Raw genomic sequence first — 26,542 nt, 5'->3', positions numbered from 1 at the left:
GTAGAGTGCCAGGATGAGTTAAAAGGCCGTCCCGGCGTCGGCACGAGCATCGATGCTAACAACTATGAAAGTCGCGGTTTGCTAATCGCGATCCCACTTTCGCCCTGAATGCGCGAAGCGATGGGGATTGCAAACTCGGGCGTTGTGATCTGTTCACTGACGCCGTCGCGCAAGGCGACGACGCGGTCTGCGCTGCGGATCGTATCGGGCCTGTGCGCGATGACGATGCGGGTCATGCGCAAGGCGGAAATCTCGCGATTGATCTCGTGCTCGCGGGCGACGTCGAGGTGGCTGGTGGCCTCGTCGAGCAACAGGATCGCCGGCGAGCGATACAAGGCGCGCGCCAACAGCACGCGTTGTTTCTGTCCGCCCGACAGCGACGAACCCAAGTCGCCGACCAAGGATTCGTAACCCATCGCCATCGCCGCGATATCGTCGTGGATGCGCGCCGCGCGCGCCGCCGCTTCGATGCGCCCGGGGTCGGCGGCGTGGTCGAAGGAGGCGATGTTCTCGCCGATCGAGCCGGCGAACAGCACGTCCTCCTGCATCACCGCGCCGAACAGTTCGCGGTACGCGGCCAGGCCGTAGTCGTGAATATCGACGCCGCCGATGCGGATCGTGCCCGAGCTCGGGCGCAGCAGGCCGAGGATCAGCTTGGCCAGGGTGGTCTTGCCGCAACCCGAGGCGCCGACGATCGCCACCGATTCGCCGGCTTCGATGTCGAAACTGCAGTCGCGCAGGATCCACGGCTCGTCGTCGGCGTAGCGGAAGCTGAGCCGCTCGATCTCGATGCGCGGCGCCGGCACCGGGCCGGCGTAGTCGGTGTGCACGTTCGCTTCGGGCGGCTCGAAGGCGATGTCGGCGATGCGTTGGCCGTGCAGGCCGAGCAGGCGCAGGTCGACGAGCTTGTCGATCAGGCTGCCGGTGCGGGTAGCGAACAGGTCGGCATAGGCGACGAACACCACCATCATGCCGGCGCTGAAGCGGCCCTTCAGGGTCAGCCAGGCGCACAGCCAGATCAGCAGCACGCGCTGGGCGCCGAACACCAGCTTCGACAAGGCGGAGAACACCGCGGTGGTGCGGGCGATCGCAGCCTCGCGATTGGCCACCTCGACGCTGGCGTTGGCGATGCGCCCGCGACGGTCGTCCTGTTGATTGCCGAGCTTGATCGTCTGCACGCCCTGGATCGACTCGATCAACAGGCTCTGCTGCTTGGCGACGTGGATCAACTGCTCCTCCTTGAGCCGCCACAGCCGCCGGTACGCGGCCCAGCGCACAATCGCGTAGACGGCGAACGCGGCCAGCACCAACGCCGTCAACGGCGGGCTGTAGAACAGCAGCAGCGCCAGCACCAGGGTTACGGTAAGGCCGTCGAGCAGGCTCTCGACGAAGCTGCCGGTCAAGGTCTGCTGGATCGCCTGCACCGAGACGAAACGCGACATCACTCCGCCGACATGGCGCTTTTCGAAGAAATCCAGCGGCAGCCGCATCAGGTGGCCGAACAGATTGGCCAGCCATTGCGAGTTCAAGGCGGCGCCGAGGTCGGCGACCAACCAACCGCGCATCGCCGTGAGCGTCGCCTGGAACACCACCACGACCAGGAAGCCGATGCCGAGCAGGTTCAACAAGCCGATGTCGGCGGCCACCAGAACGCGGTCGATCACCCACTGCATCGCCAGCGGCAGCAGCAGGGTGAACACCTCCAGGCTCAGCGCCAGGATCAGGATCTGCGCACCGGCGCGGCGCAGGCCGACGATGCGGCCGGCGAGCCCGCGCAGGCTCAGGCGCTGGCGTTCGCGCATCGGCACGAAGTCGGTCTTGGGCGACAGTTCCAGGGCGATGCCGGTGTAGTGGCGGCCGAACTCGGCCAGCGGCAGGCTGACCGCACCGCGCGCCGGGTCGTGCAGTTCGGCGCGGCCACGGGCGATGCGCTTGAGCACGACGAAATGATTGAGGTCCCAATGCAGCACGCAGGGCAGGCGCAGATCGGCGAGGTGTTCGATCTCGGCCCGCAAGGGGCGGGTGTCGAAGCCGAGCGCGCCGGCGATCTTGATCAAACGCGCCAGGGTGGCGCCGCGTGGCGACACCGGGAAGCGCCGGCGCAGGCTGCTCAGATCGATGTCGTGGCCATGGTGGACGGCGATCATCGCCAGACAGGCCAGGCCGCACTCGGCCAATTCGTTCTGCTGGATCACCGGCACGGACTTCGCGCTCATGAGCCCGTCCGATGCGCGTCGGGTGCGGCCTCGGTGTTCGACAGCGGCGCCAACACGAACTCGTAAAGACGTCGTTGCTCCAATTGAAGCTCGGCATCGACTCGCATACCCGCCTGCAATGCCTGCGTGCCGATGCGCTGGCGATCCAGCTCGACCTGCACCGACCAGACCGGCGCGTCCGGGCGCAGGCCGCTGCGCCGGTGGACCTCGTCGGGCGATGAGGCCGCGGCGGCTATCGCGACCACGCGGCCGTGCTGCACGCCGTAGCGCTGATACGGGAAGGCGCGGTAGCGCAGGACTGCCGGCGTGCCCTGGCGGATCGCGGCGATGGCGCGATCGGGCACCCACACCTGCGCCTGCAGGGGCGATGGGCCGCGCGGTGCGGCCTGCGCTACCAGCACGCCGCCGACACGTTCGCTATGGGTGTAACGGCCGAATGCGAGCAGGGCTGACAGTGCGAGCAGACCGAGCAGGCCGAGCGCGGCCATCGGCCAGCCCAGGCGCGAGATCGGCAGGCGGATGCTGCCGAGCCAGCGTTGTTTCCTGGCTTCGAGCATTTCGCGTCTGAACAGGTCTTCGTGCACGTAAGCCTCAGACGCGTGGCGAGGATCGAAGGGTGCCGTTCGGCGAACCCATGGCGATCGCGGTGCGTCTGTCGTCTCCTGCCGTTACGACTCGGTCGCTGAGTGTCGTACAAGGCCGATGGCGTTTCCAGGTCGCTATTGTCGAACGCCGTCACGGTTCGCGGGGATTGCAACAAATCGTTCAGCCCTGTTGCTGTCGGCCATGCCGCGATGCGCAGGCGTTCGAGACGCAGCGCATGCTCAAGCGGCATCGCGCACGGGTTTGCGCCAGCGCGGCCAGGTGCCGAGGGTGATCGCGCGCAACAGCCATTCCATCGGGCCATGGCCGTGACGCTGCATCCACGAGGCGCTGAGGCGCAGTTGCGCGCCGAACAGCAGGACCGCGAAAGCCAGTACTGCGAGCGGCGAGACGCGCCCCATCAGGCCGAGGCCGTAGCCGGTGAACACCAGCGCGGCGGCCGCCGATTGCAGCAGGTAGTTCGACAAGGCCATGCGTCCGGCCGGGGCCAACCATCGCACGAGTCGCGGGCCGGCGCGGCCGGCGAAGCCGCTCATGGCCAGGGCGGCATAGGCGCCGGTCAGCAAAGGCGCGGTCAGCAGGCTCAAGGCCAGCGCCGCCAGTTCGAGCGCGCCGCCGGGTTCGAAGGTGGAGACGCCGGCATAGAACGCCGCCGCCGGCAGGCCGATGCCGAAACCCCAGCGGCGCAGTCTGCGCAGCAACGGTCGATAACGATCGAGGCGGGCAAACACTTCGCGACGGCCGGCGACCCGGCCCAACAGGAACATCGCCAAGGCGCATGGCGCCTGCATGAAGGCGAGCACGATCCCGGTCGACGCCAGTTCGCTTATGCGCTGGGCGACGACCGCGCTGGGCGGACCGGTGAAGCCGGCGAGGGTCGCCTGCGCTTCGGCCGCGGCGCTGCGGGCATCGACGGCGCCGGTTTCGCCACTGAGCAAAATCAGCAAAGCCAGCCCGGCCCAGGCGGCGGCGGTGGCCACGATCAGGGCCAGGGCGCAACGCAACGCGGCGCGCTCCGACAGCGCGCGCATCGCCAGCAGGGCCAGGCCCATCGCCGCATAGGTGCCGAGGATGTCGCCGTGAAACAGCAGCACGGCATGGGCCAGGCCGATCAGCCACAGCCCGAGCGAACGCCGCAGCATGCGCGGCACGAAGGCCTCGCCTGCGCGCTGCGCCGAATCGAGCTGCAGGCTGAAGCTGTAACCGAACAGGAACGAAAACAGCAGGTAGAACTTCATCTCGAACAGGCCGGCAACGAGCAGGCGCACCGCGCGGTCCAGCCCTCCGTCGTAACCCGGATCGGGCAAGCCCAGGCCGTAGTAGGGCGAGGCGAACACGCCGAGGTTGACGACCAGGATGCCGAACAGAGCGAAGCCGCGCAGGGCGTCGAGCTGTTCGATGCGTGGCGGCACGATGCGGGCGGATGCGGTCATGTGGGCGGCACGAACGGGGGAGCGTGGATGCTGCGCGCGGCGCCGTGGCGATCGCATCGGGCCGGCGACGGGAGCCAACCGGGACGTTTGGCGGATTCGCCGCGCGCGGAAACTGGAATACTGGCGGCATGAGCGAAATCCCCGCCGCACGCCCGGTGCCGGCCGCGCGCGCGCCGGCGCGCCGCTGGTGGAGCGGGCTGTTCTGGAAATGCCTGCTGTCGATGCTGATCGCCTCGTGGATCAGCACCGCGCTGCTGTCCGGCCTGGACCTGTACCTGTCGCGCACCGAGGTGCGCGAGGCGATGGCGCCACCGATGCTGCAGGGCGCGATGCAGCGCGAATTGCAGCAGTTCGGCGCATTGCCCGACCTGGCCATGACTTCGCACGCGCAATGCGAGGCGATCCTGCAGGCCTTGCTGGTGCGCATCGTCGGCATGGACTCGCAGGAGTGGATGAACTCGCACAGCTTCGCCGGCAGCACCCACGACGGCCGTTTGTCGATCCGCTATCGCGACCGCGACGGCCGCGTATGCCGCTATCCCGCGCAGGCGAGTCCGCCGCTGGCGCAGATGCTGGAGGAGATCGAGCAAGAAGCGGTGTCGTCGCATGCGCCGGTGCCGCGCCGCCACGAGCGCGAAGGCGACTGGATAAGCGCGGTGGCCTTGCCGCTGGCGCGGACTCCGGGCGCGACCCTAAGCGTCGGCCAGCACGCCGGCGGTTCGCTGGCGACCTTCATGCACATGGATTCGGGCGACATCGAAAGCCTGGCGATCTATCTGGTGCTGATCAGCGCGATGTCGGCGATCGCCGTGGCGACCCTGCTGACGCGCCGGATCGGCCATGCCGAGCGCGCCGCGGATGCGTGGGCCGCGGGCGAACTCGGCGCGCGCATCCACGATGCCGGCCGCGACGAGTTCGGGCGCTTGTCGCAGCGTTTCGACCGCATGGCCGATGCGCTCGGCGAAGTGATCCAGGTGCGCCAGGCGTTGGCGGTATCGGAGGAGCGCAACCGTCTTGCCCGCGACCTGCACGACACCGCCAAGCAGCGCAGCTTCGCTCTCGGCCTGCAGCTCAGCGTGCTCGATCACCTGAGCCAGCGCGAGGGCGGCGAGCAGGACCCGCGCCAGATCACCTTGATCAAGGCCGCGCTCGGTCTGACCGGGCAACTGCAGCGCGATCTGGCCGACGTGATCCAGCGCTTCTCGGCACCGACAGTGGCCGAGCAGGGCTTGCGCAAGGCCATCGAGGACACCTGCTCGCATCTGCTCGCCGGCAGCGAGATCGAGTGGCGGCTGTTGCTCGACGGCGTCGCCGAGCGCGGCCTGGGCGCGTGGCCGCAGCATGCCGGTCAGCTGTTGATGATCGCCACCGAGGCGGTCAGCAACAGCCTGCGCCACAGCGGTGCGCGCCGCATCGAGGTCGTCCTCAACAATTCCGGCAACCGCTACGGCTGGACCATCCAGGACGACGGCTGCGGCTTCGTCCCCAACGAACACGAGGCCACCGGCATGGGCCTGGCGAACATGCGCTTGCGCGCACGCACGCTGCCGGGCGGGCGTTTCCGTCTCGCCAGTTCTCCCAGCGGCACGGTGGTGACGGTGTCGTTCACGCTGGAATCGCAGGGAATCCAGGCATGAGCACATCGGTATTGCTGGTCGACGACCACGAGGTGGTGCGCAAAGGCATCCGCAGCCTGTTGATGCTGACCGACGACTTCGAAGTCGTCGGCGAAGCCGGCGGCGGCGCCGAGGCGATCGCGCTGGCGCGCGAACTGGCGCCGGACCTGATCGTGATCGACCTGATGATGCCCGACGTCGACGGCGTCGAGGCGATCCGCGCGATCAAGGGCCTGAGCCCGCGCAGCGCCATCGCGGTGCTGACCTCGACCGACCAGGACGACCTGGCCTTCGCCGCGATCGAGGCCGGCGCGCAGTCGCTGTTGTTCAAGAGCATGCTCGGCGACGAGCTGCTGGCGACCTTGCGGCGCATCGCCGGCGGCGAGGCGGTGATCCATCCCTTCGTCGCCCAGCGCATCCTCAAGGCGGTGCGGCGCAAGCGCGAGCCGCGCGAGGACCCCTTCGCCTGCCTGACCGAACGCGAGTTGGACGTCTTGCGCAAGCTGGCCGAGGGAGGCAGCAATGCGCGCATCGCCGCGGCCTTGAACATCGGCGAGAAGACGGTGAAGTCGCACCTCGGCAACGTGCTGGCCAAGCTGCACCTGGCCGACCGCACCGAGGCGGTCGCGTTCGCCTGGCGGCGCGGCCTGATGTCGGCCGAATCCGAGCACGGCGGCGGCTGAAGGTTTCGCGACGCCTCTCAAAGCCGTCATCCCCGCGAAGGCGGGGCGCATGGATGCGCTTGCGGGCGACTGACTCGCGCACTCATGAACGCCAGGGCGTTATGCGCCCGGGCCGGGGGAGAGACTTCACAGCGATGCCTCGGTGAAGCCCTGGGTTCCCGCCTACGCGGGAACGACGGTAGAGAGGTCTCGCTGCGCCTCTCAAAGCCGTCATCCCCGCGAAGGCGGGGATCCAGAGACTTCAGAGCGACGCTTCGGTGAAGCCCTACGCCCCGGCCTTGCGCGGGGGCGACGACAAATAATTCTCACGGCTTCTCAAGCATCCGCGCGCTTTGTCGTGGCGTCTGGCGCCAGATTCGGCAAAGTCGAATCGATCGTTTCCGTCGCCTCACTATCCGCGCAAGCGTCGTTAGTCATGCCTGCCGAATGGCACAACTGGGTAGGGAGGCACACGTGCCCTTGCGTTTGTGATTCACACAGGTCGCACGAAGATCGACCGAACACGATGCCGCGATAGGCATCGGACCACTGCTTCAAGCGCCGCCACGCCGCGCTTTCGACACGATAAGGGACTACTGACCGATGCAAGGCATTACCCGCACCACGCGTAATCGCGTTACCCGCATGCATTCCCGTTCTCTGCTTTCGCTCGCCATCGTCGGCGGCCTGCTCGCCGTTTCGGCGTCGGCCGCGGCGCAGAACGCGAACCCGATGGGCCAGCTCGGCAATCCCGACAGCTGGCGCAGCGACGAATTCAAGGCCGATTGGGGCCTGGCCACGATCAACGCCCAGTACGCCTATGCGCGCGGCCTGACCGGCAAGGGCATCCGTCTGGGCGTGTACGACAGCGGCACGGTGTTCGGCCATCCCGAGTTCGCCGGCAAGGACCACCGCGCCGTGCACATGGCCGACGTGCTCGCCGACGGCAGCGTTTGCACCAATACCTCGATCATCGGAGGCGCCGGCGCCTGCTTCACCTCGCGCGGCGACCAGGCGCAGATCCGCTACGTCGGCTTCAACGCCAACGTGCCCGAGAACATCCGCCGCATCATCCAGTCCGGCCCCTACGTGCAGCCGGGTTGGGAGTTCAACACCCACGGCACCCACGTCGGCGGCACCATCGCCGCCAACCGCGACGGCAGCGGCATGCACGGCGTCGCCTTCGGCGCCGACCTGACCGCGGCCAAATGGTCGTTCAACAGCGTGCGCGAGTGGGCGCGCAGCGCCACCGGCGGCTACAGCGTGGTCAGCATCGGCGGCGTCGGCCCGGAAGACGCGACCGTCGCCGGCATGTACGCGCAAATGAACGAGCAGGGCGTGCGCGCGGTCAACCACAGCTGGGGCTTGGCCAACGAGCCGAGTACCCTGGCCCAGCTCGACGGCTATCTGTTCGATCCCGACAACGCCGCCTATTTCGACACCTTCGCCAAGGGCTCGCTCGACAAGGGCATGCTGCAGGTGTGGGCGGCGGGCAATCACAACGTCGCCGGCACGACCCCGCAGACCGCGCCGCAGGCCGGTCTGTACGCGAGTCTGCCGCGCGGCCGCGCCGAACTCGAGCCGTACTGGCTGACCGTGGTCAACGTCAATCAGAACCTGGTGCTCAGCGCTTCGTCGATGCGTTGCGCGCAGACCGCGAACTGGTGCGTCGCCGCACCGGGTTCGACGATCAACTCGACCGTGCTCGGCGGCGAGGAATCGCTGCAGGGCGGGTTGGTGCGCAATCCCGACGGAACGATTTCCTTCGACATCACCGCCGGCGCGCCGACGTTCGAGTACGGCAACCTCAGCGGCACCTCGATGGCGACGCCGCACGCAGTCGGTTCGCTCGGCCTGCTGATGGAGCGCTTCCCCTATCTCGCCAACACCCAGGTCCGCGACATCCTGCTGACCACCGCGACCGATCTCGGCGCGCCGGGCGTGGACGAGGTTTACGGCTGGGGCTTGATCGATTTGAAGAAAGCCATCGACGGCCCGGGCCAGATCCGCGTCGACACCGATGTGGTGATGGACCGTCCGGGCGGCGGCGCCAAGGTGTGGGACGGTAAGGCTTGGGACGATTGGCGCAACGACATCGGCGGTTCCGGCGTGCTGAGCAAGTCCGGCCTCGGTTGGTTGCGCCTGAGCGGCAACAACAGTTTCGGCGGCCTCAAAGTCAAGGATGGCGTGCTCGAACTGACCGGCCACAACACCTACGCCGCGCAGGTCGAAGGCGGCACCCTGGTCGTCAACGGCAGCCTGACCACGGCTTCCTTGCCGGTGCTCGCCGGCGGCGCGCTCGGCGGCAGCGGCCGCATCGTCGGCGACGTGCGCATCGAAGGCGCGGTCTCGCCGGGCAATTCGATCGGCACCCTCAGCGTGCAGGGCAACTACGTGCAGGCGGCGGGTTCGACCTATGTGGCCGAGCTGTCGGCCGGCGGCGCCTCCGATCGCATTGACGTCAGCGGCCAGGCCCGCCTCGAAGGCGGCAAGTTGGTGGTGCTGCATGCGCCGGGCCAGTACATGCTCGGCCAGTCGTTCAACTTGATCAGCGCCGCCGGCGGCGTCAGCGGCCAGTTCGCCTCGCTCGACCAGACCGCGTTCTCGCCGTTCCTCAAGTTCGGCCTCAGCTATGCGGCCAACCAGGTCGGCGTCGACGTGACCCGCGGCGCCTCGCTGGCGGCGAGCGCGCAGACCGACAACCAGCGTGCCGCCGCCGCCGCGGCCGACCGCCTCGCGATCGGCCAGGGCATTCCGCAGCCGCTGACCCAGTTGTTCCCGGAGCAGGCGCTGGCCGCGCTCGACGCGCTCAGCGGCGAGGCCCACGCCAGCCTGCGTTCGATCATGGTCGACGACAACCGCCATGTGCGCGATGCCGCCTTGGGCCGTGCGCGCGCCGGTCGCGGCGATTTCGCCGCCGACAGCGCCGGCGAATCCTCGCAGGGCGCCTGGGTGCAGTTGCTGAAGTCCGGCGGCACCCTCGACGGCGACGGCAATGCCGCGCGCAATGAGTACAACGGCTCGGCCACCTTGCTCGGTTACGACTACCGCTTCGACGGCGGCTGGCGCATCGGCGTGCTCGGCGGCAGCGGCCGCAGCGACAACAACGATGCCCGCAACGACAAGGGCCGCATCAAGACCCGTCACCTGGGCCTGTACGCCGGGCAGAACTGGGGCGGTTTCGGCCTCAGCGCCGGCGTCGCGTTCGCCCGTCACGACGTCGACCTGGATCGCGGCATCGCCTTCAACGGCTTCAACGATCGCGCCCGTTCCAACTACGACGCCGACAGTAAGCAGGGCTTCGTCGAAGGCGGCTACCGCTTCGACGCCGGCGCCTGGGCGTTCGAGCCGTATGCGCAGTTCGCCCAGGTGCGGGTGAAGAGCGATGGCTTCCAGGAAAGCGGCGGTGCCGCGGCGCTGACCGGCCGCGGCGCCGACAGCCGCGTCAACCTGTCGACGCTGGGTCTGCGCTTCAACGTCGACCTGAAGGGCTCGCAGCAGGAGCAGAGCTGGCTGAGCCTGCGCGGCGGCCTCGGCCGTCGCCATGCCAGCGGCGACCTCAACCCGGCGACCTCGGTGGCCTGGCGCGGCGGCGACGCCTTCCAGGTCCACGGTGCGCCCCTGGCCGACGACGCCACCTTGCTCGAAGCCGGCATCGCCGCACGCCTGAGCGCGAACGGTTTGTTGGAACTGAACTACAGCGGTCAGCTCGCCGACGAGGCGCACGACCACGGAGTCAACGCGCGGTATTCCCTGCGCTTCTAACCCCCCGCCCGAAGGGGGAGCCCCCGAAGCCGCAACGATCTAGGTCGTTGCGGCTTCTTTTTTGGGTTCGTCTGGGGGTAAAAGCAAGAGCAAGAGCAAATCCCCCCTGGCCCCCCTTTTTCAAAGGGGGGACTCGTTCGAGTGAGATCGGATGCTTTCTGTTCCTGAGCGAGGCAGGTGTAGGCATGAGGGAGGCAAGTGCAGGTAGTCGTAGAGCCATAGGCAAAGCCGAAGCCAAAGCCAAAGCCAAAGCCAAAGCCGAAGGTAAATACGCGTGCCGGCCGCGTTGCGCATCCGGCGAACGCTCCACCTGGCTACGCGTCTCCCCGACCACCCCTAGGCACTCCCCCCTTTGAAAAAGGGGGGCTAGGGGGGATTTGCTCCGGCTCTTACGACAACGAACCGCCGCCATCACCCGCGGTCCGAGACTCACCACTCCGACCATCACCATCCACCACCCCCCAGCGTTGCGCCACACCCGCTTATGCCGGTCGCCGCATTCGGCGATGATGAGGCCCCGCCGCCATTGCCCCGTGCATCGCGCCGGTCCCCCACGACTCCGGAGATGCGCATGTTCGAGCTGTCGGCACTCTTGACCTTCGCCGGCCTGGCCCTGGTCATGGTCCTCACCCCGGGGCCGAACATGATTTATCTGGTCTCGCGCTCGATCTGCCAGGGCCGCAAGGCCGGGCTGATTTCGCTGGCCGGGGTCGGCGTCGGCTTCTTCTTCTATCTGTTCGCCGCCGCCTTCGGCATCACCGCGCTGTTGTTCGCTGTGCCGTTCGCCTACGACGCGCTGCGCATCGGCGGCGCGATGTACCTGCTGTGGATGGCCTGGCAGGCGGTGCGGCCGGGCGGTCGCTCGCCGTTCCAGGTCCGCGACCTTGCCGCCGACAGCCCGCGCCGCTTGTTCACCATGGGCCTGCTGACCAGTCTGTTGAACCCCAAGGTGGCGATGTTCTACCTCGCCCTGCTGCCGCAGTTCATCGACCCGCAGCGCAGCGTGATGCTGCAGTCGTTGCTGCTGGGCAGCCTGCAGATCGCGATCAGCGTCGGCGTCAACGCGTTGATCGTCGCCGGCGCCGGCGGCATCGCCAACTTCCTGGCCGGACGGCCGCGCTGGGTGACCGCGCAGCGCTGGGTCATGGGCGGGGTGTTGTCGGGGCTGGCGGTGCGCATGGCGGTCGACGCCCGCCGCTGAGGCTCAAGGCGCGCGGCCGGCCGCCTGGTCGCGCGCGCGCTGGATGATCGCGCGGACCTGGGCGCGGTCGCGATGGCGCGAAATCGCCACCGCGCCGAGCGCGATCGCGCGTTCGCGCATCTGCGCGGTGACGTCGTAGTGGCAGCCGCTGGCCTTGTCCTGGAACGATTCGCGGCGCTTGCCGAGCCGCGCCGCGAAAGCGTGCAACTCGTCGAGGCGGTCTGCCATCAGATGCGCCCAGCGTTCGCCGCGCCAGGGCCACACGGCATCGTCGACGTACACGGTCACCGCATTTCTCCAGGGAATGAATCCAGCCGCGTCGCGGACGATTCTGTCACGACGCGTGGCTGAGAGCCGCGCAGGCGACAGGCTGTGCCCAGTATCCGACAATCGCGGTGTCGCGGGCGTCTTCCCTCGCTCGCAGGAGCCGTCATGCGGATCTCGGCCATCCACCACGTCGCGATCATCTGTTCCGACTATCGACGCTCGAAGCACTTCTACACCCAGGTGCTCGGGCTGAGCGTGCTCGCCGAGGTCCATCGCGAGGCGCGGCGTTCTTATAAGCTCGATCTGGCCTTGCCCGACGGCGGCCAGATCGAACTGTTCTCCTTCCCCGATCCGCCGCCGCGGCCGTCCTATCCGGAAGCCTGCGGCCTGCGTCATCTCGCTTTCGCGGTCGACGACATCGACGCCTGCGTCGCCGAGCTGCAGGCGCAGGCCGTCGCGGTCGAGGCGGTGCGCGTTGACGAATACACCGGGCGCCGTTACACCTTCTTCGCCGATCCCGACGGTTTGCCGATCGAATTCTACGAACGCGGCTGAGGCGCCGCGCGGCCGCCTCAGGCGTGGGCGACGAGGTGGCCGTGCTCGCGCCAGGCCTCGAAGCCGCCGGCCAGCGGGCGCACGCGCTTGAAACCGCGCCGGCGCAGTTCGCGCGCGAGGGTCGCGGCCGAGGCTTCGTTCGGGCAATCGCAGTAGACGATGACCTCATCGCGCCGCTCCAAAGGAACATCGGCCAGGGACACGTCGGCCAGCGAAGCGACGAATACCGCACCGGGTATCCAGCCGGAGGCGTCGCGTTGCGGCTGCGAGCGCACGTCGAGGATCATCGGGCCGTTGCCGTCTTCGAGCAGCCGATAGAGCTCAGGCACGGTGATCCGCGCCATCCGCAGTTCGCGCAGGAACAGGCGGCGCTTGAGCAGCTTGTAGCCGACGAAGGCGGCGATGGCCGCGGCCACCAGCAGCAGGCCGTAGCGGCCGAGCGTCTCCAGGCTGTCGAGCACGTCGTTGACCGCTTCATGGAAGACCGCGCCGACCGCCACCGCGAGGCCGGCCCAGAGCAGGGCGCCGATGCCGTCGTAGAAGGCGAAGCGGCGCGCGCTGGTGCCGGTCTCGCCGGCCAGGGTGGTCGCGACCGCGGCGAAGCCGGGCACGAACTTGGCGACCACCAGCGACGGCGCGCCCCAGCGCGCATAGACGCCGCGGGTCATCAGCACGCACGAGTCCGGCGACAGCGAGACCTTGCACATCAGCCGCAGCAAGGCCGCGCCGATCCGGCGCCCGCCGAGATACCACAGGCTGTCGGCAAGCAAGGCGGCAAGCGCGGCGATCAACAGGATCGGCCACAGGCTCTGCTGCTGGTCCACCGCAATCGCGGCGGTGACGATGATCGGCGGATAAGCCGGCACCGGCAGCCCGCCCTGATCGAGGAACACGCTGACGAAGACCACGAGCAGGCCGTAGGTCTGGATCAGATGCAGCAGGGCGTCCATCGGTCGGTCCTAAGACCGCGTCACGCGGTCGGAAACATGGCAATGCCGCGTCACGCGGTCGGGAAACAGAGCAAGCCGCGTCGCGCGGTCGGAAAAATTAGTAAGCCGCGCCGGGCGGTCGGGGACACGTGGGCAAGCCAACGTGGCCAGGCCGCCTCGCACGGCTGGAAAGCCATCGGCAGTTTCCGCCCGCGCCGCGTCCGCTGCAATCGCATGGCGGCGACGGATCGTTGCGGACCTGCCGTCGGCGCTGCGGTCGCCGGACCGCCGGGTTCGAGCCCGATGCGGGTCCAAACTGCGTTCGCCGTAGCCTTGGGCGTCACATCGGCGGTCGCACAATGACCCGTGACAGGTCGATGCGGCCGGTCGTCACGGGAGTGTTCGATGCGCCTGGAAGGCAGTCAGGAAACCTTGTTGATCACGCTTTATGCCAAGGCGATGGACAACCGCGCCACGCCGTCGATCCTGCGCGACGCCCTGGCCGACGACCTGGTCCGCCACATCGACTACGATTTCGAACGCTTCGGCCTGGGCCCGTCGGACATCCGCGGGCTGGCGCTGCGCTCGCGCATCATCGACGGCTGGACCCGCGCCGCGCTGCAAGCGCGCCCCGACACCCTGGTGCTGCATCTGGCCTGCGGCCTGGACTCGCGCGTGTTCCGGGTCGATCCGCCCTTGGAAGTGGATTGGATCGACCTCGATTTTCCCGAGGTGATCCGCCTGCGCGAGGCGCTGCTGCCGCAACGCGCCGGGCGCTACCGCACCTTGCCGAGCAACGTCATGGAGCCGGACTGGATCGAGCGCCTCGACAACCAGCGCCCGGTCCTGGTGATCGCCGAGGGCTTGTTTCCCTACCTCGACGAGCGCCGCGCCCGCGAACTGGTGCGGCGCCTGATCGAACGGTTTCCGCAGGGCGGGCAATTGCTGTGCGACCTGTACAGCCCGCTCGCGCTGCGCCTGCTCCGCCACGCGACCATGATCCGCGCGACCAAGGCCCGCATCGGCGATTGGACCCGCGCCGAACCGCGCAGCCTGGAAGCCTGGCATCCGCGGCTGCAGTTCGTCGACGAGCCGCGCCTGAGCGAAGTCGTCGAGGTGGCGGCCCTGCCGCGGGCGCAGCGCTGGCTGTTCAAGCTTTACGACCGCTCCGAATGGCTGCGCAACCTGGGCCGCGTGGCCCGTTTCCGCTTCTGACCAGCGAGCAGTCCCGCTTCCAGTAGGAGCGGCGTGAGCCGCGACCGCGGCGGCACCCTGCATATCGCCGCGTCGAGGCCTCTGTCGTACGGCCCGTCGTTACCGCCCTGAACGGCGCGCTCCGCTCATTCCGCCAACGCCGGGTCCGGTTTGCGAAACGCGATCGCCAGCCGGTTCCAGGCGTTCATCGAGATCGCGGCATAGGTCAGGGCGACCAGGTCGTGGTCGCCGAACTGCGCGCAGACCTCGGCATACACCGCATCCGACACAGGCGCTTGGTTGACCGCGGTGATGGCTTCGGCCCAGGCCAACGCGGCGCGTTCGCGCGCCGTGAACGGGCCCTCGGCCCAGACCCGCAGCAGGTGCAGACGGCGATGGCTTTCGCCGCGCCCGACCGCCTCTTCGGTGTGCACGCGCAGGCAATAAGCGCAGCCGTTGATTTGCGAGATGCGCACATTGACCAGGTCGATCAACGAGCGCTCCAGGCCGCTTTTGTCGACATAGCTTTGCAGGCCGGCCAGGGCGCGGGTGCCCTGCGGGTCGACGGCGTTGTAATCCAGGCGGGCGGACATGGCGGTCTCCATCGGATGAGCGTCGTGCGACGCGATGGCGCCACGTTAGGATGTTCGTTCCTGAAAGGCATTCCGCCACGGATGCAAATCGAGATTGCATGAATGAACAATCCCTGGGCTGGGACGACTACCGTTTCGTCCTCGCGGTCGGCCGCGCCGGTTCGCTGAACGGAGCGGCCAAGCGCCTGGCGGTCAGTCATCCGACCGTGTTCCGGCGCATCAACGCGATCGAGCGCGCGCTCGGCGCGCGTTTGTTCGAACGCGCCCGCGACGGCTACACGCCGACGCCGACCGGCGAGGAAGTGATCGCCGTGGCGGCTGAGATCGAAACGCGCATCGCCGCGACCGAGCGGCGCCTGGCCGGCTTGGACGCGCGCCTCAGCGGCCGCATCCGCGTGACCACGGTCGAGCCGGTGCTGTACGGCCTGTTGCCGCCGCTGCTGGCGAAATTCCGCCGCGAGCACCCGGGCATCGTGCTGGAGCTGGTCGCCGACAATGCCGTGCGCGACCTCAGCCGGCGCGAGGCCGATGTCGCCCTGCGCCCGGGCGGCAAACCGCCGGAAGGCCTGATCGGGCGCAAAGTCGCGCGTTTGGCCGCGGCGGTGTACCGGCCGCGTACGCTGCGGCTGCCGCGCGGCGCAGGCCCCGAGGCCCTGGCCGACTGCGACTGGGTCGTGCCCGACGACAGCCTGGCGCATATCGGCATGGCGCAATGGCTGCACCGACAGCGCTACGACGAACGCGCGGTATTGCGCGCCAACAGCCTGTTGGCCTTGCGCGACGCGGCCGCGCACGGCATCGGCCTGGCGGTCTTGCCTTGTTTCCTCGGCGACGCCGACCGCCGCCTGGCGAGGGTGGGCGAGCCGCTGGAGGGCCTGACCGCGGATCTGTGGTTGTTGAGCCACCCGGACCTGCGCCGCACCGAGCGTATTCGGGTCTTCAGCGAGGCCATGCGCGAAGGATTGGCCCGTTTGCAGCCGATGCTGGATGGCCGACCGGCCACCGCATAGGCCCGTGGACGGGCGGAGGCGGACGCTGGCACCCGCATCCGTGAAGCCGGTCCGTCCAGATCGTCCGGCACAAAAAGTCCACAGTTACTTTTGAAACCTGTGACTGAACGCACATCACATTAGGAAAAATCCTACACGCTTAGGGGTGTTCCGACGACGGTTTACTGTTCACGCAAGACGCATCTTTTGATTGCTCCGACGGCATCCGGATACAGATTCGCCCTGAGGCGAACTTCCCCCCACCGCGCCGGCTGAACTTTTACAAGGATGAACCATGTTTCGCGTCGAACTGAAGCAGCGTGATGGCAGCGACGACAGTGCGCTGGCGGTAGCGATTGCAGAGATCGCGCAGGAATACCGCAGCGCCGAAGCGGCGTTGCGCGCAGTACTGCCGCAGGCCAGGAGATACGCCGCGCACGCCCCGAAGGGGTTGTGGCTGCGTATCTACGATGCCGATTCGCAGCCCGTGTTTGGCACGTTGGTTCCCTAGGGCCGACGTGCGGTTTGCGCCGCCCGGCTGACAGGGAGTCTGGCCGGGCGGCGCGGGCCTCCTTGCGTCCGCAGCGCGGGCGCCGAGCGAGTGCGTCCGCCGGCTCGGCTCAGGCCTCCTCGATGCGGCTCGCGCAAGGCCCATGGCCGAATTTGTCGCGCTCTTGGGTAGGAGCGGCGCGAGCCGCGACCGCGTCCTGTCCGCTTGCGTCGTAGCTGTGGCTTCGCGGTCGCAGCTTATGACCCACGGGTTCCCTGTGGGACGCAGCTCCTACAGGGGCTCCGGTGAGATTCGTCCGCGCTCTTGGGTAGGAGCGGCGCAAGCCGCGACCGCGTCCTATCCGCCGCGCCGTAGTTGCGGCTTCGCGATCGCAGCGCCTACAGCGGCTCTGGCGAGATCCGCGTGCCGTTTGGACGCAACGGTCGGGTTCGGCTTCTGCTTCCCCTACGGCGCATCGATCCAACCTCGCGCCGTCGCGGCGATCAGATCCGCGGGGGTGTCGAGGTCGTGTTCCAGCTCCGGGGCGTGCAGCCGCCAGACGGTCTCGATTGGCAGGCGCTTGAGCGCCGCGCCGAAGCCGCGGTCGCCGCGCAGTTGTTCGACCTCGCGCCAGACCGCGGCGGCGATCACGGCCGGGATGCCGAGGGCATCGCCATGTGCGGTCGCGGCGCATCCGGAGGCGGCTTGCGCGGCGCCCTCGAGCAAGGCCTGCAGATGCCCGGCCTCCAGCGCCGGTTGATCGCAGCCGAGCACCAGCACCGGAGCTTCGATACCGACATCGCCCAGCGCGCGCGCGGCGGCGCGCAGGCTGCTGGCGAGGCCTTCCTGCCAGGCGTCGTTGTCGATGCACTCGACCGCCAGATCGGCGACGGACGCGGCCATCGCGCCGCTGCGCGCGCCGAGCACGACCAGAACGCGTTGCGCTCCGGTCGAGATCGCCAAACGTGCGGCACGGTGCAGCAAGGTCTCGCCGTCGCGACGCAGCCCTTGCTTGGGCTGCCCGAGGCGGCGGCTCGCGCCGGCGGCCAACACCACGGCGACATGCCTCATCGCTCAGGGTTCGCCGTGGCGGTGGGTCTGCAACTGCGCGGCGATGCTCAGCGCGATCGCTTCCGGACCCTCGCCGCCGAGCTTGAGCCCGATCGGCGAATGCAGGCGCGGCGCCAGCGAGGTTTGCGCCGAGGCCGGCAGCACGCGGAACAGGTCTTCGCGCCGCCGCACCGGGCCGAGCAGGCCGACGAAACCGATCTGCTGGCCGTTGGCGCTTTCGGCCAGTTGTTCTAGCGCCTCGCGGTCGAGATCGAAATGGTGGTGCATCACCAGCGCCGCATCGTGCGGGCGCGCGGTCGCCAAGGCCTGCGCCGGACTGCGTTCGATGGCGTGGTCGGCGAGCGCGCCGGCCGCGCTCCATCGCGAGCGCCGTTCGACCAGGGTGGTCATCCAGCCCAGGGTGCGCAGCAGCGGCAGCAGGGTCGGGGTTTCCGGACCGGCGCCGAACACCAGCACCGACGGCGGCGCCGGGATTTCGAGGTTCCATTGCGCGGCTGCGGCCGACGACCACGGCGGGGTGTTGACCGCGAGGGTCCAGCGCATGCGTTCGTCGCCGACCGAGGCGGCAAGGGCGCCGTGATTGCGTAGGTCCAGGTGCAGGTCGCCGTGGCCGCGCCGCCACTCGTCGATCAAGGCCGGCCATTCGCGCAAAGCCGACAGCGGCAACAGCGCCAGGCGCAGGCGGCCGCGGCAGCCGACCGCGGAACCGGCGAACAGGTCTTCGTCGCTGCGGGTGTCGATGTCCATCCACTCGATGCCCTGCGACTGCGCGGCATCCTGCGCGCGCAGTTCGATGTCCGGCTCGATGCAGCCGCCGCTGAGCCAGCCGACCTGGCCGTCGCGCGCACCGAACAAGGCCATCGCGCCGGGCCGGACATAAGTCGAGCCTTCGGTTTCGAGCACGACCGCCAAGGCGGCCGGATCGCCGCGCGCGGCCGCGGCGGCGCTGGCCTCGAGCACCGCGCGCGGACCGCCGGGCGCGCTGCGCTTCGGAAACGAGGGGTCCGGCGAGTCGGCCATGCGTACGCCCAGGGGCGGAGAAGCTTCGAGTCTAGAGCGTTCGCGGCATCGGCGGCGTTGCGCTGCATCACGCCGGCCGGAGGCGGCAGTTTTGGGCAAGCCGCGATCGAGGCCGGCGCACGAAAAATGCGCGGACGTGTCGCATCGCTCGCCAGCGCGGCGCGGACTTGCGTCGCAGCATGCGCAGCAAGGCTCGGAGAATCCGGCAAGCGCCCTGTTTTGGCGCTTCATCTTGGTATCGAAGGCGATCTGGCGGCGGCCAATTTTGAGGAGTAGGCTCGGACGACCCCAGCCGCCGCGAGGGAACCATGAAGCTTCTTGTCAACGGCACCGAACACGAGGTTGCCGCGCCACCGGACATGCCCCTGCTGTGGGTGCTGCGCGACCTGATGCACCTGACCGGCACCAAGTTCGGCTGCGGCATCGCCCAGTGCGGTGCCTGCACGGTCCATGTCGACGGTGCGCCGCGACGCGCCTGCGTGACCCCGGTCGCCAGCGTCGAAGGCAAACAGATCACCACCATCGAAGGCCTGTCGCAGGACGGCAGCCATCCGGTGCAACGCGCCTGGGCCGAGATCGACGTGGTCCAGTGCGGTTACTGCCAGTCCGGCCAGATCATGTCGGCGGCTGCCTTGTTGACCCAGATCCCCCAGCCGACCGACACCGACATCGACCAGGCCCTGTCCGGAAACATCTGCCGTTGCGGCACCTATCCGCGCATCCGCGCGGCGGTGAAGCGCGCGGCCGAAATCGGCAAGGCCTGATCGCGTCATCCCCCCGACGTCATGCTCGCAGCGCCGGCACCTTGGGCGCTTTAGGAGGTCGATGTGAATACCGTACCGGCGCCATCGCGGCGCCAGTTCCTCAAGACCAGCGCGCTGATCGGCGGCGGTCTGGTGGTCGGCTTCGTGGTGCCCGGCGCCAAGCGCTTCGCCCACGCCGATCCGGCCGCGGCTGCGGCGGTGTCGAGCGGCTTCGTACCCAACGCCTTCCTGCGCGTGGGCGACGACGACACCGTGACGGTGTTGATCTCGCATTCGGAGATGGGGCAGGGCGTGTGGACCGGCCTGGCGATGTTGATCGCCGAAGAACTCGACGCCGACTGGTCGAAGATCAAGGTCGAACACGCGCCCGCCGCGCCGGCGTATGCGCACACCGCCTTCGGCATGCAGATGACCGGCGGCTCGACCAGCACCTGGTCGGAATTCGATCGCTATCGCCAGGCCGGCGCGACCGCGCGCGCCTTGCTGGTGGCGGCCGCGGCGCAACGCTTCGGGGTGCCGGCCGATCAGGTCCGTACCGAGAACGGCGTGGCCATCGCCGGCGACAAGCGTGCGCGTTACGGCGAGCTCGCCGCCGACGCGGCCAAGCTGCCGGCGCCGACCGCGCCGCAGACGCTCAAGGAGGCCAAGGACTGGAAGATCATCGGCAAGCCGACCAAACGCCTGGACTCGCCGGAGAAAATCACCGGCAAGGCGAAGTTCGGCATGGACGTGCAGTTCGACGGCCTGTTGACCGCGGTGGTTGCGCGTGCGCCGGTGTTCGGCGGCACGGTCAAGTCCTTCGATGCGGCGCCGGCCAAGGCCGTGCCCGGCGTACGCGACGTGCTGCAGGTGCCCAGCGGCGTGGCGGTGATCGCCGATCACTACTGGGCGGCCAAACAGGGCCGCGATGCGCTCGTCATCGATTGGGACCTCGGCCCGAACGCGGGCCTGGACACAACGAAGCTGCGCGAAGACTTCCGCAAGCTCGCCGCCACCGAAGGCGCGGTCGCGGCGCAGGCCGGCGACGTCAAGGGCGGGTTGGCGAAGGCCGCCAAGACCATCGAGGCCGAGTACAACGTGCCCTATCTGGCGCATGCGCCGATGGAGCCGCTGAACTGCACGGTCAAGATCGAAGCCGACCGTTGCGAGATCTGGACCGGCACCCAGTTCCAGACCGTCGACCAGCAGGTCGCGGCCAAGATCACCGGCCTCAAGCCCGATCAGGTGCAGATCCACACCATGTTCCTCGGTGGCGGCTTCGGCCGCCGCGCCACCCCGACCGCGGACTTCGTCACCGAAGCGGTGCACGTGGCCAAGGCCGCCGGCAAACCGGTCAAGACCGTGTGGTCGCGCGAGGACGACGTGCGCGGCGGCTATTACCGGCCGATGTATCTGCAGCACGCGCGCATCGGCATCGATGCGCAGGGCATCCCGGTGGCGTGGCAGCACGTGCTGGTCGGGCAGTCGATCATCGCCGGCACGCCGTTCGCCGGGGCGATGATCAAGAACGGCATCGACGCGACCTCGGTCGAGGGCGTCGCCGATTCGCCGTATCTCAAGGAGATCGCCGACTATCGCGTCGACCTGCATTCGCCGAGCACCGGCATCCCGGTGCTGTGGTGGCGCTCGGTCGGGCACAGCTACAACGCCTTCGTCATGGAAAGCCTGATCGACGAACTGGCCCATGCCGCCGGCAAGGATCCCGTCGAGTACCGCCGCGCGCTGCTCAAGCAACATCCGCGGCATCTGGCGGCGCTGAACCTGGTCGCCGACAAGGCCGGCTGGGGTACGGCCCTGCCGGCAGGTCGCGCGCGCGGCGTGGCGGTGCACGAATCCTTCGGCAGCTATATCGCCCAGGTCGCCGAGGTTTCGGTCGAGCCCAAACCGGGCGGAGGCCAGGGCATTCGCGTGCACCGTTTCGTCTGCGCGATCGACTGCGGTCTGGCGGTGAATCCCGACGGCGTGCGCGCGCAGATGGAATCGGGCATCAACTTCGGCCTTGGCGCGGCGCTGTACAGCCAACTGACTTTCAAGGACGGACGGGTGCAGGAGTCGAACTATCACGACTACCGCGTGCTGCGGTTGGACGAGGCGCCGCAGATCGAAGTGCACATCGTGCCGAGCACCGACAAGATGGGCGGCGCCGGCGAGCCCGGCACCGCGCCGGTCGCGGCGGCCGTGGCCAACGCGGTGTTCGCACTCAATCAACAGCGGCTGCGCGAACTGCCGCTGCAGTTGCCGGCCTGAGGAGACGACGATGCGCGCATTGATCATCGCCATGGCGGCCCTCGCCGCTACCGCTTGCGGCCCGAAGGTCACCCCGGAGCAACGCGAGCAGGGCATCGCCGCGTTCGCGACCGTGCAGCAGGTGTTCCAGCATCCGCGTTGCCAGAACTGCCATATCCCCGGCGACCAGCCGCTGCAATTCGATGCCGGCCTGCCGCATGCGATGGGCGTGGTGCGCGGCCCCGAAGGCAAGGGCGCGGCCGGCCTGCCGTGCTCGACCTGCCACGGCGAAGCCAACCTGCCGGCGAGCTATGGCCCCAATGTACCGCCGGGCGCGCCGCATTGGCAACTGCCGCCGCCGGATCACAAGATGGCCTGGATCGGACTGCCGGCGCCGAAGCTGTGCGAGATGATCAAGGACAAGAAGAGCAACGGCGGCCGCGATTTCGCCGCGCTGATCAAGCACGTCAGCGAAGACAAGCTGGTGCTGTGGGGCTGGGCGCCGGGCGGCGAACGTAAGCCGGTGTCGGTGCCGCACCCCGAGTTCGTCGCCAAGTTCAAGACCTGGGCCGACGCGGGCGGGCCGTGCCCGGCGTCTTAGCCGGGCGCGCGAATCATCGTGTCGATGCGGTTGATCTTGAGGAGTAGGAGCGGCGCGAGCCGCGACGGCGAAACCGCGCTTGCGTCGCAACCGGGAGGTCGCGGATCGCGCCGTTCCTACCCTTGAAGCGGTCTTCAGTGACTGGGTGGATCACAAGCCACGCTCTCGATCTGCAAGGTGCAGTGCTCGATGCCGTAGCGTTCGTCGAGTTGCCGCGCCAATTCGCCGCGCAAGGCATCGGCATCGACGCCTGCGTCGACGACCAGGTGCGCGGTCATCGCCGGAGTGCTCGACCCCAGCGACCACACGTGCAGGTCGTGCACGTCGCCGACGCCGGGCGTTGCCGTCAGGGTCGCGCGCACCGCGGCGAGGTCGATGCCGCCCGGCACGCCTTCCATGAGCACGTTGCCGGCCTCGCGCAGCAGGGTCCAGGTACGCGGCAATACCCACAGGCCGATCAGCACGGCCAGGATCGGGTCGACCACGGTCCAGCCGGTGAAGCGGATGACGATGGCGCCGGCGATCACCGCGACCGAGCCGAGCATGTCGCTCCACACCTCGAGGTAGGCGCCTTTCATGTTGAGGCTTTCGCCGCTGCCGGCCTTGAGCAGGCGAATCGCGACCAGGTTGACGGCCAGGCCGAGCGTGGCGATCACGAGCATGCCGGTGGTCGCGATCTGCGGCGGTTCGCTGAAGCGGCCGGCCGCTTCCCACAGAATGTAGGCGGCGACCGCGAACAGCATCAGGCCGTTCGCCATCGCGCCCATGGCTTCCATGCGCGCGTAGCCGTAGCTGCGTTTCGCATCCGCCGGTTTGCGGCTCAGCCGCACCGCGGTCAGCGCGATCATCAGCGCCAGGGTGTCGGTGCCCATGTGCGCGGCGTCCGACAACAGCGCCAGGCTGTTGGTCAGGAAGGCGCCGACGACTTCGGCGATCAGGAAGCCGCCGGTCAGGCCGAGCGCCCACCACAAGGGGCGCTCGTGGCGGATCGCGGTGCTGCCGTGGTCGTGTCCGCTGCTCATATCGATGCTCCTGTTTGCGTCGTAAGCGGATCGCCCGCGGGCGATGCCCAGGATCGAGGCGGGCCGCGCGAATGCGACCCGCCATGCTGCCGCGTCAGTGGGCGGGCGAGGGCTCGGCCGCGGTCGGCGCCGGCGGTGGATCGAGCTTGCGCTCGCCGGCGTCGTTGCGGTGCAGCCAGCGGTACAGCACCGGCAGCACCAGCAGGGTCAGCAGGGTCGAGGAGACGATGCCGCCGATCACCACCGTCGCCAGCGGCCGCTGCACTTCCGAGCCGGCGCCGACGTTGAAGGCCATCGGGATGAAGCCCAACGAAGCCACCAGCGCGGTCATCAGCACCGGCCGTAAGCGGCCCAGGGCGCCGTCGACGATGGCGTTGTCGAGTGGGTCGCCTTGTTCGCGCAGCTTGCGGATGAAGGCGATCATCACCAGCCCATTGAGCACCGCCACGCCGGACAGGGCGATGAAGCCCACCCCGGCCGAGATCGACAGCGGAATGCCGCGCAAGGCCAGGGCGATCACGCCGCCGGTCAGCGCCAGCGGCACGCCGCTGAAGACGATGGCGGCGTCTTTGGCCGAGCCGAAGGCCATGAACAACAGGGCGAAGATCAGCACCAGGGTCACCGGCACCACTACCGCCAGGCGCTGGCTGGCCGAGATCAGTTGCTCGAAGGTACCGCCGTAACCGATCCAGTAACCCTCGGGCACCTTCACTTGGGCATCGAGTTTCTGCCGCAGCTCGGCGACGAAACCGCCGAGGTCGCGGTCGCGCACGTTGGCGGTCACCACGATGCGGCGTTTGCCGTTCTCGCGGTTGATCTGGTTCGGGCCGAGGATCGAATTGAGCTTGGCCACTTCGCGCAACGGCACCGTGCGCGGCGCACCCGAACTCCAGGTAGCGTCGCGGCTGGATTCGTCGCGGTCGCCTTCGCTGCGCGCAGGCAGCGGTATCGGTAGGTCGGCCAGCGCCGCGGTGTCCTGGCGCAGGCGTTCGGGCAGGCGCACGACCAGGTCGAAGCGGCGGTCGCCTTCGAACAACTGCCCGGCGACTTCGCCGCCGACCGCGGTCGCCACGGTGTCCTGCACCGCGGCCGGGTTGAGCCCGTACACGGCCAGCGAGCGGCGGTCCGGTTCGACGCTGAGCATCGGCAGGCCGGTGACCTGCTCGGCCTTGACGTCGGCCGCGCCGGGCACCTGTTTGGCCGCCGCTTCGATCTGCCGGGCGATCTTGAGCAACTGCTGCAGATCGTCGCCGTAGACCTTGATCGCGACGTCGGCGCGCACGCCCGAGATCAACTCGTTCATGCGCATCTGGATCGGCTGGGTGAACTCGAAGTTGTTGCCGGGCAGGGTGCGCGCCACCGCTTCGATGTCCTCCATCAGCCTGGCCTTGGTCTTGCCCGGGTCGGGCCAGCGCTCGCGCGGCTTGAGCATCAGGAAGGTGTCGGCGACCGAAGGCGGCATCGGATCGTTGGCAACCTCGGCGGTGCCGATCTTGCTGAACACCCGTTCGACTTCCGGCATCGCCAGAAACGCCTGTTCCATGGTCTTCTGCATGGTCACCGACTGGGTCAGGCTGGTGCCGGGAATGCGCATGGCTTGCACCGCGACATCGCCTTCGTCGAGGCTCGGCACGAACTCGCTGCCCATGCGCATCGCCACCGCGCCGCTGAGGATCACGAGCACCGCGGTGCCGGCCAGCACCGTCATGCGGCTGCGCAGCGCCCAGGCCAGCACCGGCTCGTAGCGGCGTCGCAGCCAGGCCATGGCGCGGTTTTCCTTTTCGGCGACCTTGCCGCCGAGGAAGGTCGCGACCGCGGCCGGCACGAAGGTCAGCGACAGCAGCATCGCGCCGGTCAGCGCCAGCACCACGGTGATCGCCATGGGGTGGAACATTTTTCCTTCGATGCCGCTGAGCGCGAAAATCGGCAGGTACACCGCGGCGATGATGCCCAGGCCGAACAGGCTGGGGCGGATGACCTCGGCGGTGGCCGAGGCGGTGAGGTCGTGGCGTTCGTCGTCGCTCATCTCGCGGCCGAGCGCATGCTGGGCTTCGCCGAAACGGCGCAGGCAGTTCTCGATGATGATCACCGCGCCGTCGACGATCAGGCCGAAGTCGAGCGCGCCCAGGCTCATCAGATTGCCGGACACGCCGCCGCGGACCATGCCGGTGATGGTGAACAGCATCGCCAGTGGAATCACCAGGGCGGTGATCAAGGCGGCGCGGAAGTTGCCGAGCAGCAGGAACAGCACGACCACCACCAGCAGCGCGCCTTCGACCAGGTTCTTCGAGACCGTGGCGATGGTGCGGTCGACCAGCGAGGTGCGGTCGTAGACCGGGTTGGCGCTGACGCCCTTCGGCAGGCTGGCGTTGGCCTGTTGCAGCTTCGCCGCCGCCGCCTGCGAGACGTCGCGGCTGTTGGAACCGACCAGCATGAACACCGTGCCGAGCACGACCTCGTGGCCGTTCTGGGTCGCCGCGCCGCTGCGCAGCTCGGGTCCTTCGCCGACCGTGGCGACATCGCGCACCCGGATCGGCACGCCGTCGCGGCGGTCGAGGACGATCTCGCCGATCGCTTCGATGCCGACGATCTGCCCCGGCACGCGCACCAGGAACTGCTCGCCGTTGCGTTCGATGTAGCCGGCGCCGACGTTCTGGTTGTTGGCGGCGAGCGCGGCGACCACGTCGCGCTGGGTCAGGTTCAAGGCCACCAGCCGCGCCGGGTCCGGAGTGATGTGGATCTGCCGCGCGTAGCCGCCGATGGTGTTGACCTCGGTGACGCCGGGCGTGTTGCGCAACTGCGGGCGGATGACCCAGTCCTGCAGGGTGCGCAGGTCGGTGGCGTTGTACGGCGTGCCGTCGGCCTTGCGCGCTTTCGGCTCGGCATCGACGGTGTATATGAAGATCTCGCCGAGGCCGGTCGCGGTCGGGCCGAGTTCGGGTTCCAGGCCGGCCGGGATCTGCGATTTCACCTGCTGCAGGCGCTCGGCGACCTGTTGCCGGGCGAAGTACAGGTCGGTGCCGTCCTTGAACACCACGGTCACCTGCGACAGACCGTAGCGCGACAACGAGCGGGTGTAGTCGAGTTTCGGCAGGCCGGCGAGCGCGGTCTCGATCGGGAAGGTCACCCGCTGCTCGGATTCCAGCGGCGAGTAGCCCGGCGCCTGGGTGTTGATCTGCACCTGCACGTTGGTGATGTCGGGGGTGGCGTCGATCGGCAGTTGCCGGAAACTCCACACGCCGATGGCGATCAGCGCGCCTGTCAGCGCCAGCATCAGCCAGCGGTGGCCGATGGCGAAACGCAGGATGCGTTCGAGCAGGCCCGA

20 protein-coding genes and 1 pseudogene are annotated in these 26,542 nt (G+C 68.6%); 11 read left to right on the top strand and 10 right to left on the bottom strand.

What is annotated here, in order from left to right; translation table 11 throughout:
• Nucleotides 1–62: 62 nt before the first annotated feature.
• The 3 genes from LC490_RS15185 to LC490_RS15175 form a co-directional block, all read right to left on the bottom strand.
• The gene (locus tag LC490_RS15185; protein ID WP_223620714.1) at nt 63–2,216 is read right to left on the bottom strand and encodes a peptidase domain-containing ABC transporter; all 2,154 of its coding nucleotides are present in this window, start codon (nt 2,214–2,216) and stop codon (nt 63–65) included.
• Nucleotides 2,213–2,800 carry an HlyD family secretion protein gene (locus LC490_RS15180; RefSeq protein ID WP_223620713.1) on the bottom strand — a complete coding sequence of 196 codons (588 nt, stop codon included), beginning with the start codon at nt 2,798–2,800 and terminating at the stop codon, nt 2,213–2,215. The genes LC490_RS15185 and LC490_RS15180 overlap by 4 nt, the downstream gene beginning before the upstream one ends.
• Nucleotides 2,801–3,040: 240 nt before the next feature.
• The gene (locus LC490_RS15175) at nt 3,041–4,252 is read right to left on the bottom strand and encodes a DUF418 domain-containing protein (protein ID WP_223620712.1); all 1,212 of its coding nucleotides are present in this window, start codon (nt 4,250–4,252) and stop codon (nt 3,041–3,043) included.
• A 128-nt stretch (nt 4,253–4,380) separates the two neighbouring features.
• On the opposite strand from LC490_RS15175, the gene LC490_RS15170 reads away from it, so the two are divergent.
• From LC490_RS15170 to LC490_RS15155, 4 genes are all read left to right on the top strand, one after another.
• A complete protein-coding gene (locus LC490_RS15170; protein ID WP_051885099.1) occupies nt 4,381–5,889 on the top strand; it encodes an ATP-binding protein in 1,509 nt (502 codons plus the stop codon).
• The gene (locus tag LC490_RS15165) at nt 5,886–6,551 is read left to right on the top strand and encodes a response regulator transcription factor (protein ID WP_031372538.1); all 666 of its coding nucleotides are present in this window, start codon (nt 5,886–5,888) and stop codon (nt 6,549–6,551) included. The genes LC490_RS15170 and LC490_RS15165 overlap by 4 nt, the downstream gene beginning before the upstream one ends.
• Nucleotides 6,552–7,175: 624 nt before the next feature.
• Nucleotides 7,176–10,295 (top strand): autotransporter serine protease, encoded by a 3,120-nt coding sequence (locus LC490_RS15160; RefSeq protein ID WP_223620711.1) that lies wholly within the window; start codon nt 7,176–7,178, stop codon nt 10,293–10,295.
• Between the two features lie 571 nt (nt 10,296–10,866).
• The gene (locus LC490_RS15155; protein WP_031372540.1) at nt 10,867–11,496 is read left to right on the top strand and encodes a LysE family translocator; all 630 of its coding nucleotides are present in this window, start codon (nt 10,867–10,869) and stop codon (nt 11,494–11,496) included.
• A 3-nt stretch (nt 11,497–11,499) separates the two neighbouring features.
• Here the strand turns inward: LC490_RS15155 and LC490_RS15150 are convergent, their stop codons facing one another.
• A complete protein-coding gene (locus tag LC490_RS15150) occupies nt 11,500–11,784 on the bottom strand; it encodes a DUF4031 domain-containing protein (protein WP_031372541.1) in 285 nt (94 codons plus the stop codon).
• A 144-nt stretch (nt 11,785–11,928) separates the two neighbouring features.
• Here LC490_RS15150 and LC490_RS15145 point away from each other — a divergent pair, with 144 nt between their 5' ends.
• The gene (locus LC490_RS15145; protein WP_031372542.1) at nt 11,929–12,318 is read left to right on the top strand and encodes a VOC family protein; all 390 of its coding nucleotides are present in this window, start codon (nt 11,929–11,931) and stop codon (nt 12,316–12,318) included.
• Nucleotides 12,319–12,335: 17 nt separating this feature from the next.
• Here the strand turns inward: LC490_RS15145 and LC490_RS15140 are convergent, their stop codons facing one another.
• On the bottom strand, nt 12,336–13,268 hold the full coding sequence (locus LC490_RS15140; protein WP_031372543.1) for a DedA family protein/thiosulfate sulfurtransferase GlpE: 933 nt from the start codon (nt 13,266–13,268) through the stop codon (nt 12,336–12,338).
• Between the two features lie 384 nt (nt 13,269–13,652).
• On the opposite strand from LC490_RS15140, the gene LC490_RS15135 reads away from it, so the two are divergent.
• Nucleotides 13,653–14,462: a class I SAM-dependent methyltransferase gene (locus tag LC490_RS15135; protein WP_031372544.1), complete on the top strand. Its 810-nt coding sequence runs from the start codon at nt 13,653–13,655 to the stop codon at nt 14,460–14,462.
• A gap of 125 nt (nt 14,463–14,587) precedes the next feature.
• Here LC490_RS15135 and LC490_RS15130 read toward each other — a convergent pair whose 3' ends face one another.
• The gene (locus LC490_RS15130; protein WP_223620710.1) at nt 14,588–15,034 is read right to left on the bottom strand and encodes a carboxymuconolactone decarboxylase family protein; all 447 of its coding nucleotides are present in this window, start codon (nt 15,032–15,034) and stop codon (nt 14,588–14,590) included.
• Nucleotides 15,035–15,132: 98 nt separating this feature from the next.
• Between LC490_RS15130 and LC490_RS15125 the strand changes: the two genes are divergently transcribed.
• Entirely contained in the window at nt 15,133–16,044 is a 912-nt protein-coding gene (locus LC490_RS15125; RefSeq protein ID WP_036148904.1) for a LysR family transcriptional regulator, read from the top strand.
• 274 nt (nt 16,045–16,318) lie between these two features.
• On the top strand, nt 16,319–16,534 hold the full coding sequence (locus LC490_RS15120) for a hypothetical protein (RefSeq protein ID WP_031372547.1): 216 nt from the start codon (nt 16,319–16,321) through the stop codon (nt 16,532–16,534).
• Nucleotides 16,535–16,978: 444 nt separating this feature from the next.
• Here the strand turns inward: LC490_RS15120 and LC490_RS15115 are convergent, their stop codons facing one another.
• Together LC490_RS15115 and LC490_RS15110 are read right to left on the bottom strand one after the other, a co-directional pair.
• Entirely contained in the window at nt 16,979–17,584 is a 606-nt protein-coding gene (locus LC490_RS15115) for an NTP transferase domain-containing protein (protein ID WP_223620709.1), read from the bottom strand.
• 3 nt (nt 17,585–17,587) lie between these two features.
• The gene (locus tag LC490_RS15110) at nt 17,588–18,604 is read right to left on the bottom strand and encodes an XdhC/CoxI family protein (RefSeq protein WP_223620708.1); all 1,017 of its coding nucleotides are present in this window, start codon (nt 18,602–18,604) and stop codon (nt 17,588–17,590) included.
• A gap of 308 nt (nt 18,605–18,912) precedes the next feature.
• Here LC490_RS15110 and LC490_RS15105 point away from each other — a divergent pair, with 308 nt between their 5' ends.
• The 3 genes from LC490_RS15105 (at nt 18,913) to LC490_RS15095 (ending at nt 22,195) form a co-directional block, all read left to right on the top strand.
• The gene (locus LC490_RS15105) at nt 18,913–19,368 is read left to right on the top strand and encodes a (2Fe-2S)-binding protein (protein ID WP_223620707.1); all 456 of its coding nucleotides are present in this window, start codon (nt 18,913–18,915) and stop codon (nt 19,366–19,368) included.
• A 63-nt stretch (nt 19,369–19,431) separates the two neighbouring features.
• The gene (locus tag LC490_RS15100) at nt 19,432–21,615 is read left to right on the top strand and encodes a xanthine dehydrogenase family protein molybdopterin-binding subunit (protein ID WP_031372551.1); all 2,184 of its coding nucleotides are present in this window, start codon (nt 19,432–19,434) and stop codon (nt 21,613–21,615) included.
• Nucleotides 21,616–21,625: 10 nt separating this feature from the next.
• Nucleotides 21,626–22,195 (top strand): hypothetical protein, encoded by a 570-nt coding sequence (locus LC490_RS15095; protein WP_223620706.1) that lies wholly within the window; start codon nt 21,626–21,628, stop codon nt 22,193–22,195.
• Nucleotides 22,196–22,356: 161 nt separating this feature from the next.
• Here LC490_RS15095 and LC490_RS15090 read toward each other — a convergent pair.
• Nucleotides 22,357–23,217: pseudogene (locus tag LC490_RS15090) on the bottom strand (cation diffusion facilitator family transporter); the annotation flags it as partial.
• Nucleotides 23,218–23,311: 94 nt separating this feature from the next.
• Nucleotides 23,312–26,536, bottom strand: coding sequence for a CusA/CzcA family heavy metal efflux RND transporter (locus LC490_RS15085; protein ID WP_223620884.1), 3,225 nt, complete (start codon nt 26,534–26,536; stop codon nt 23,312–23,314).
• Between the last annotated feature and the right edge of the window lie 6 nt (nt 26,537–26,542).

Origin of the sequence: Lysobacter sp. ESA13C, from assembly GCF_019970005.1 — a bacterium.
GTDB lineage: Bacteria > Pseudomonadota > Gammaproteobacteria > Xanthomonadales > Xanthomonadaceae > Lysobacter > Lysobacter antibioticus_B.
The sequence above is the reverse complement of the archived record's forward strand: the minus strand, read 5'-3'. Positions and strand labels throughout refer to the sequence as shown.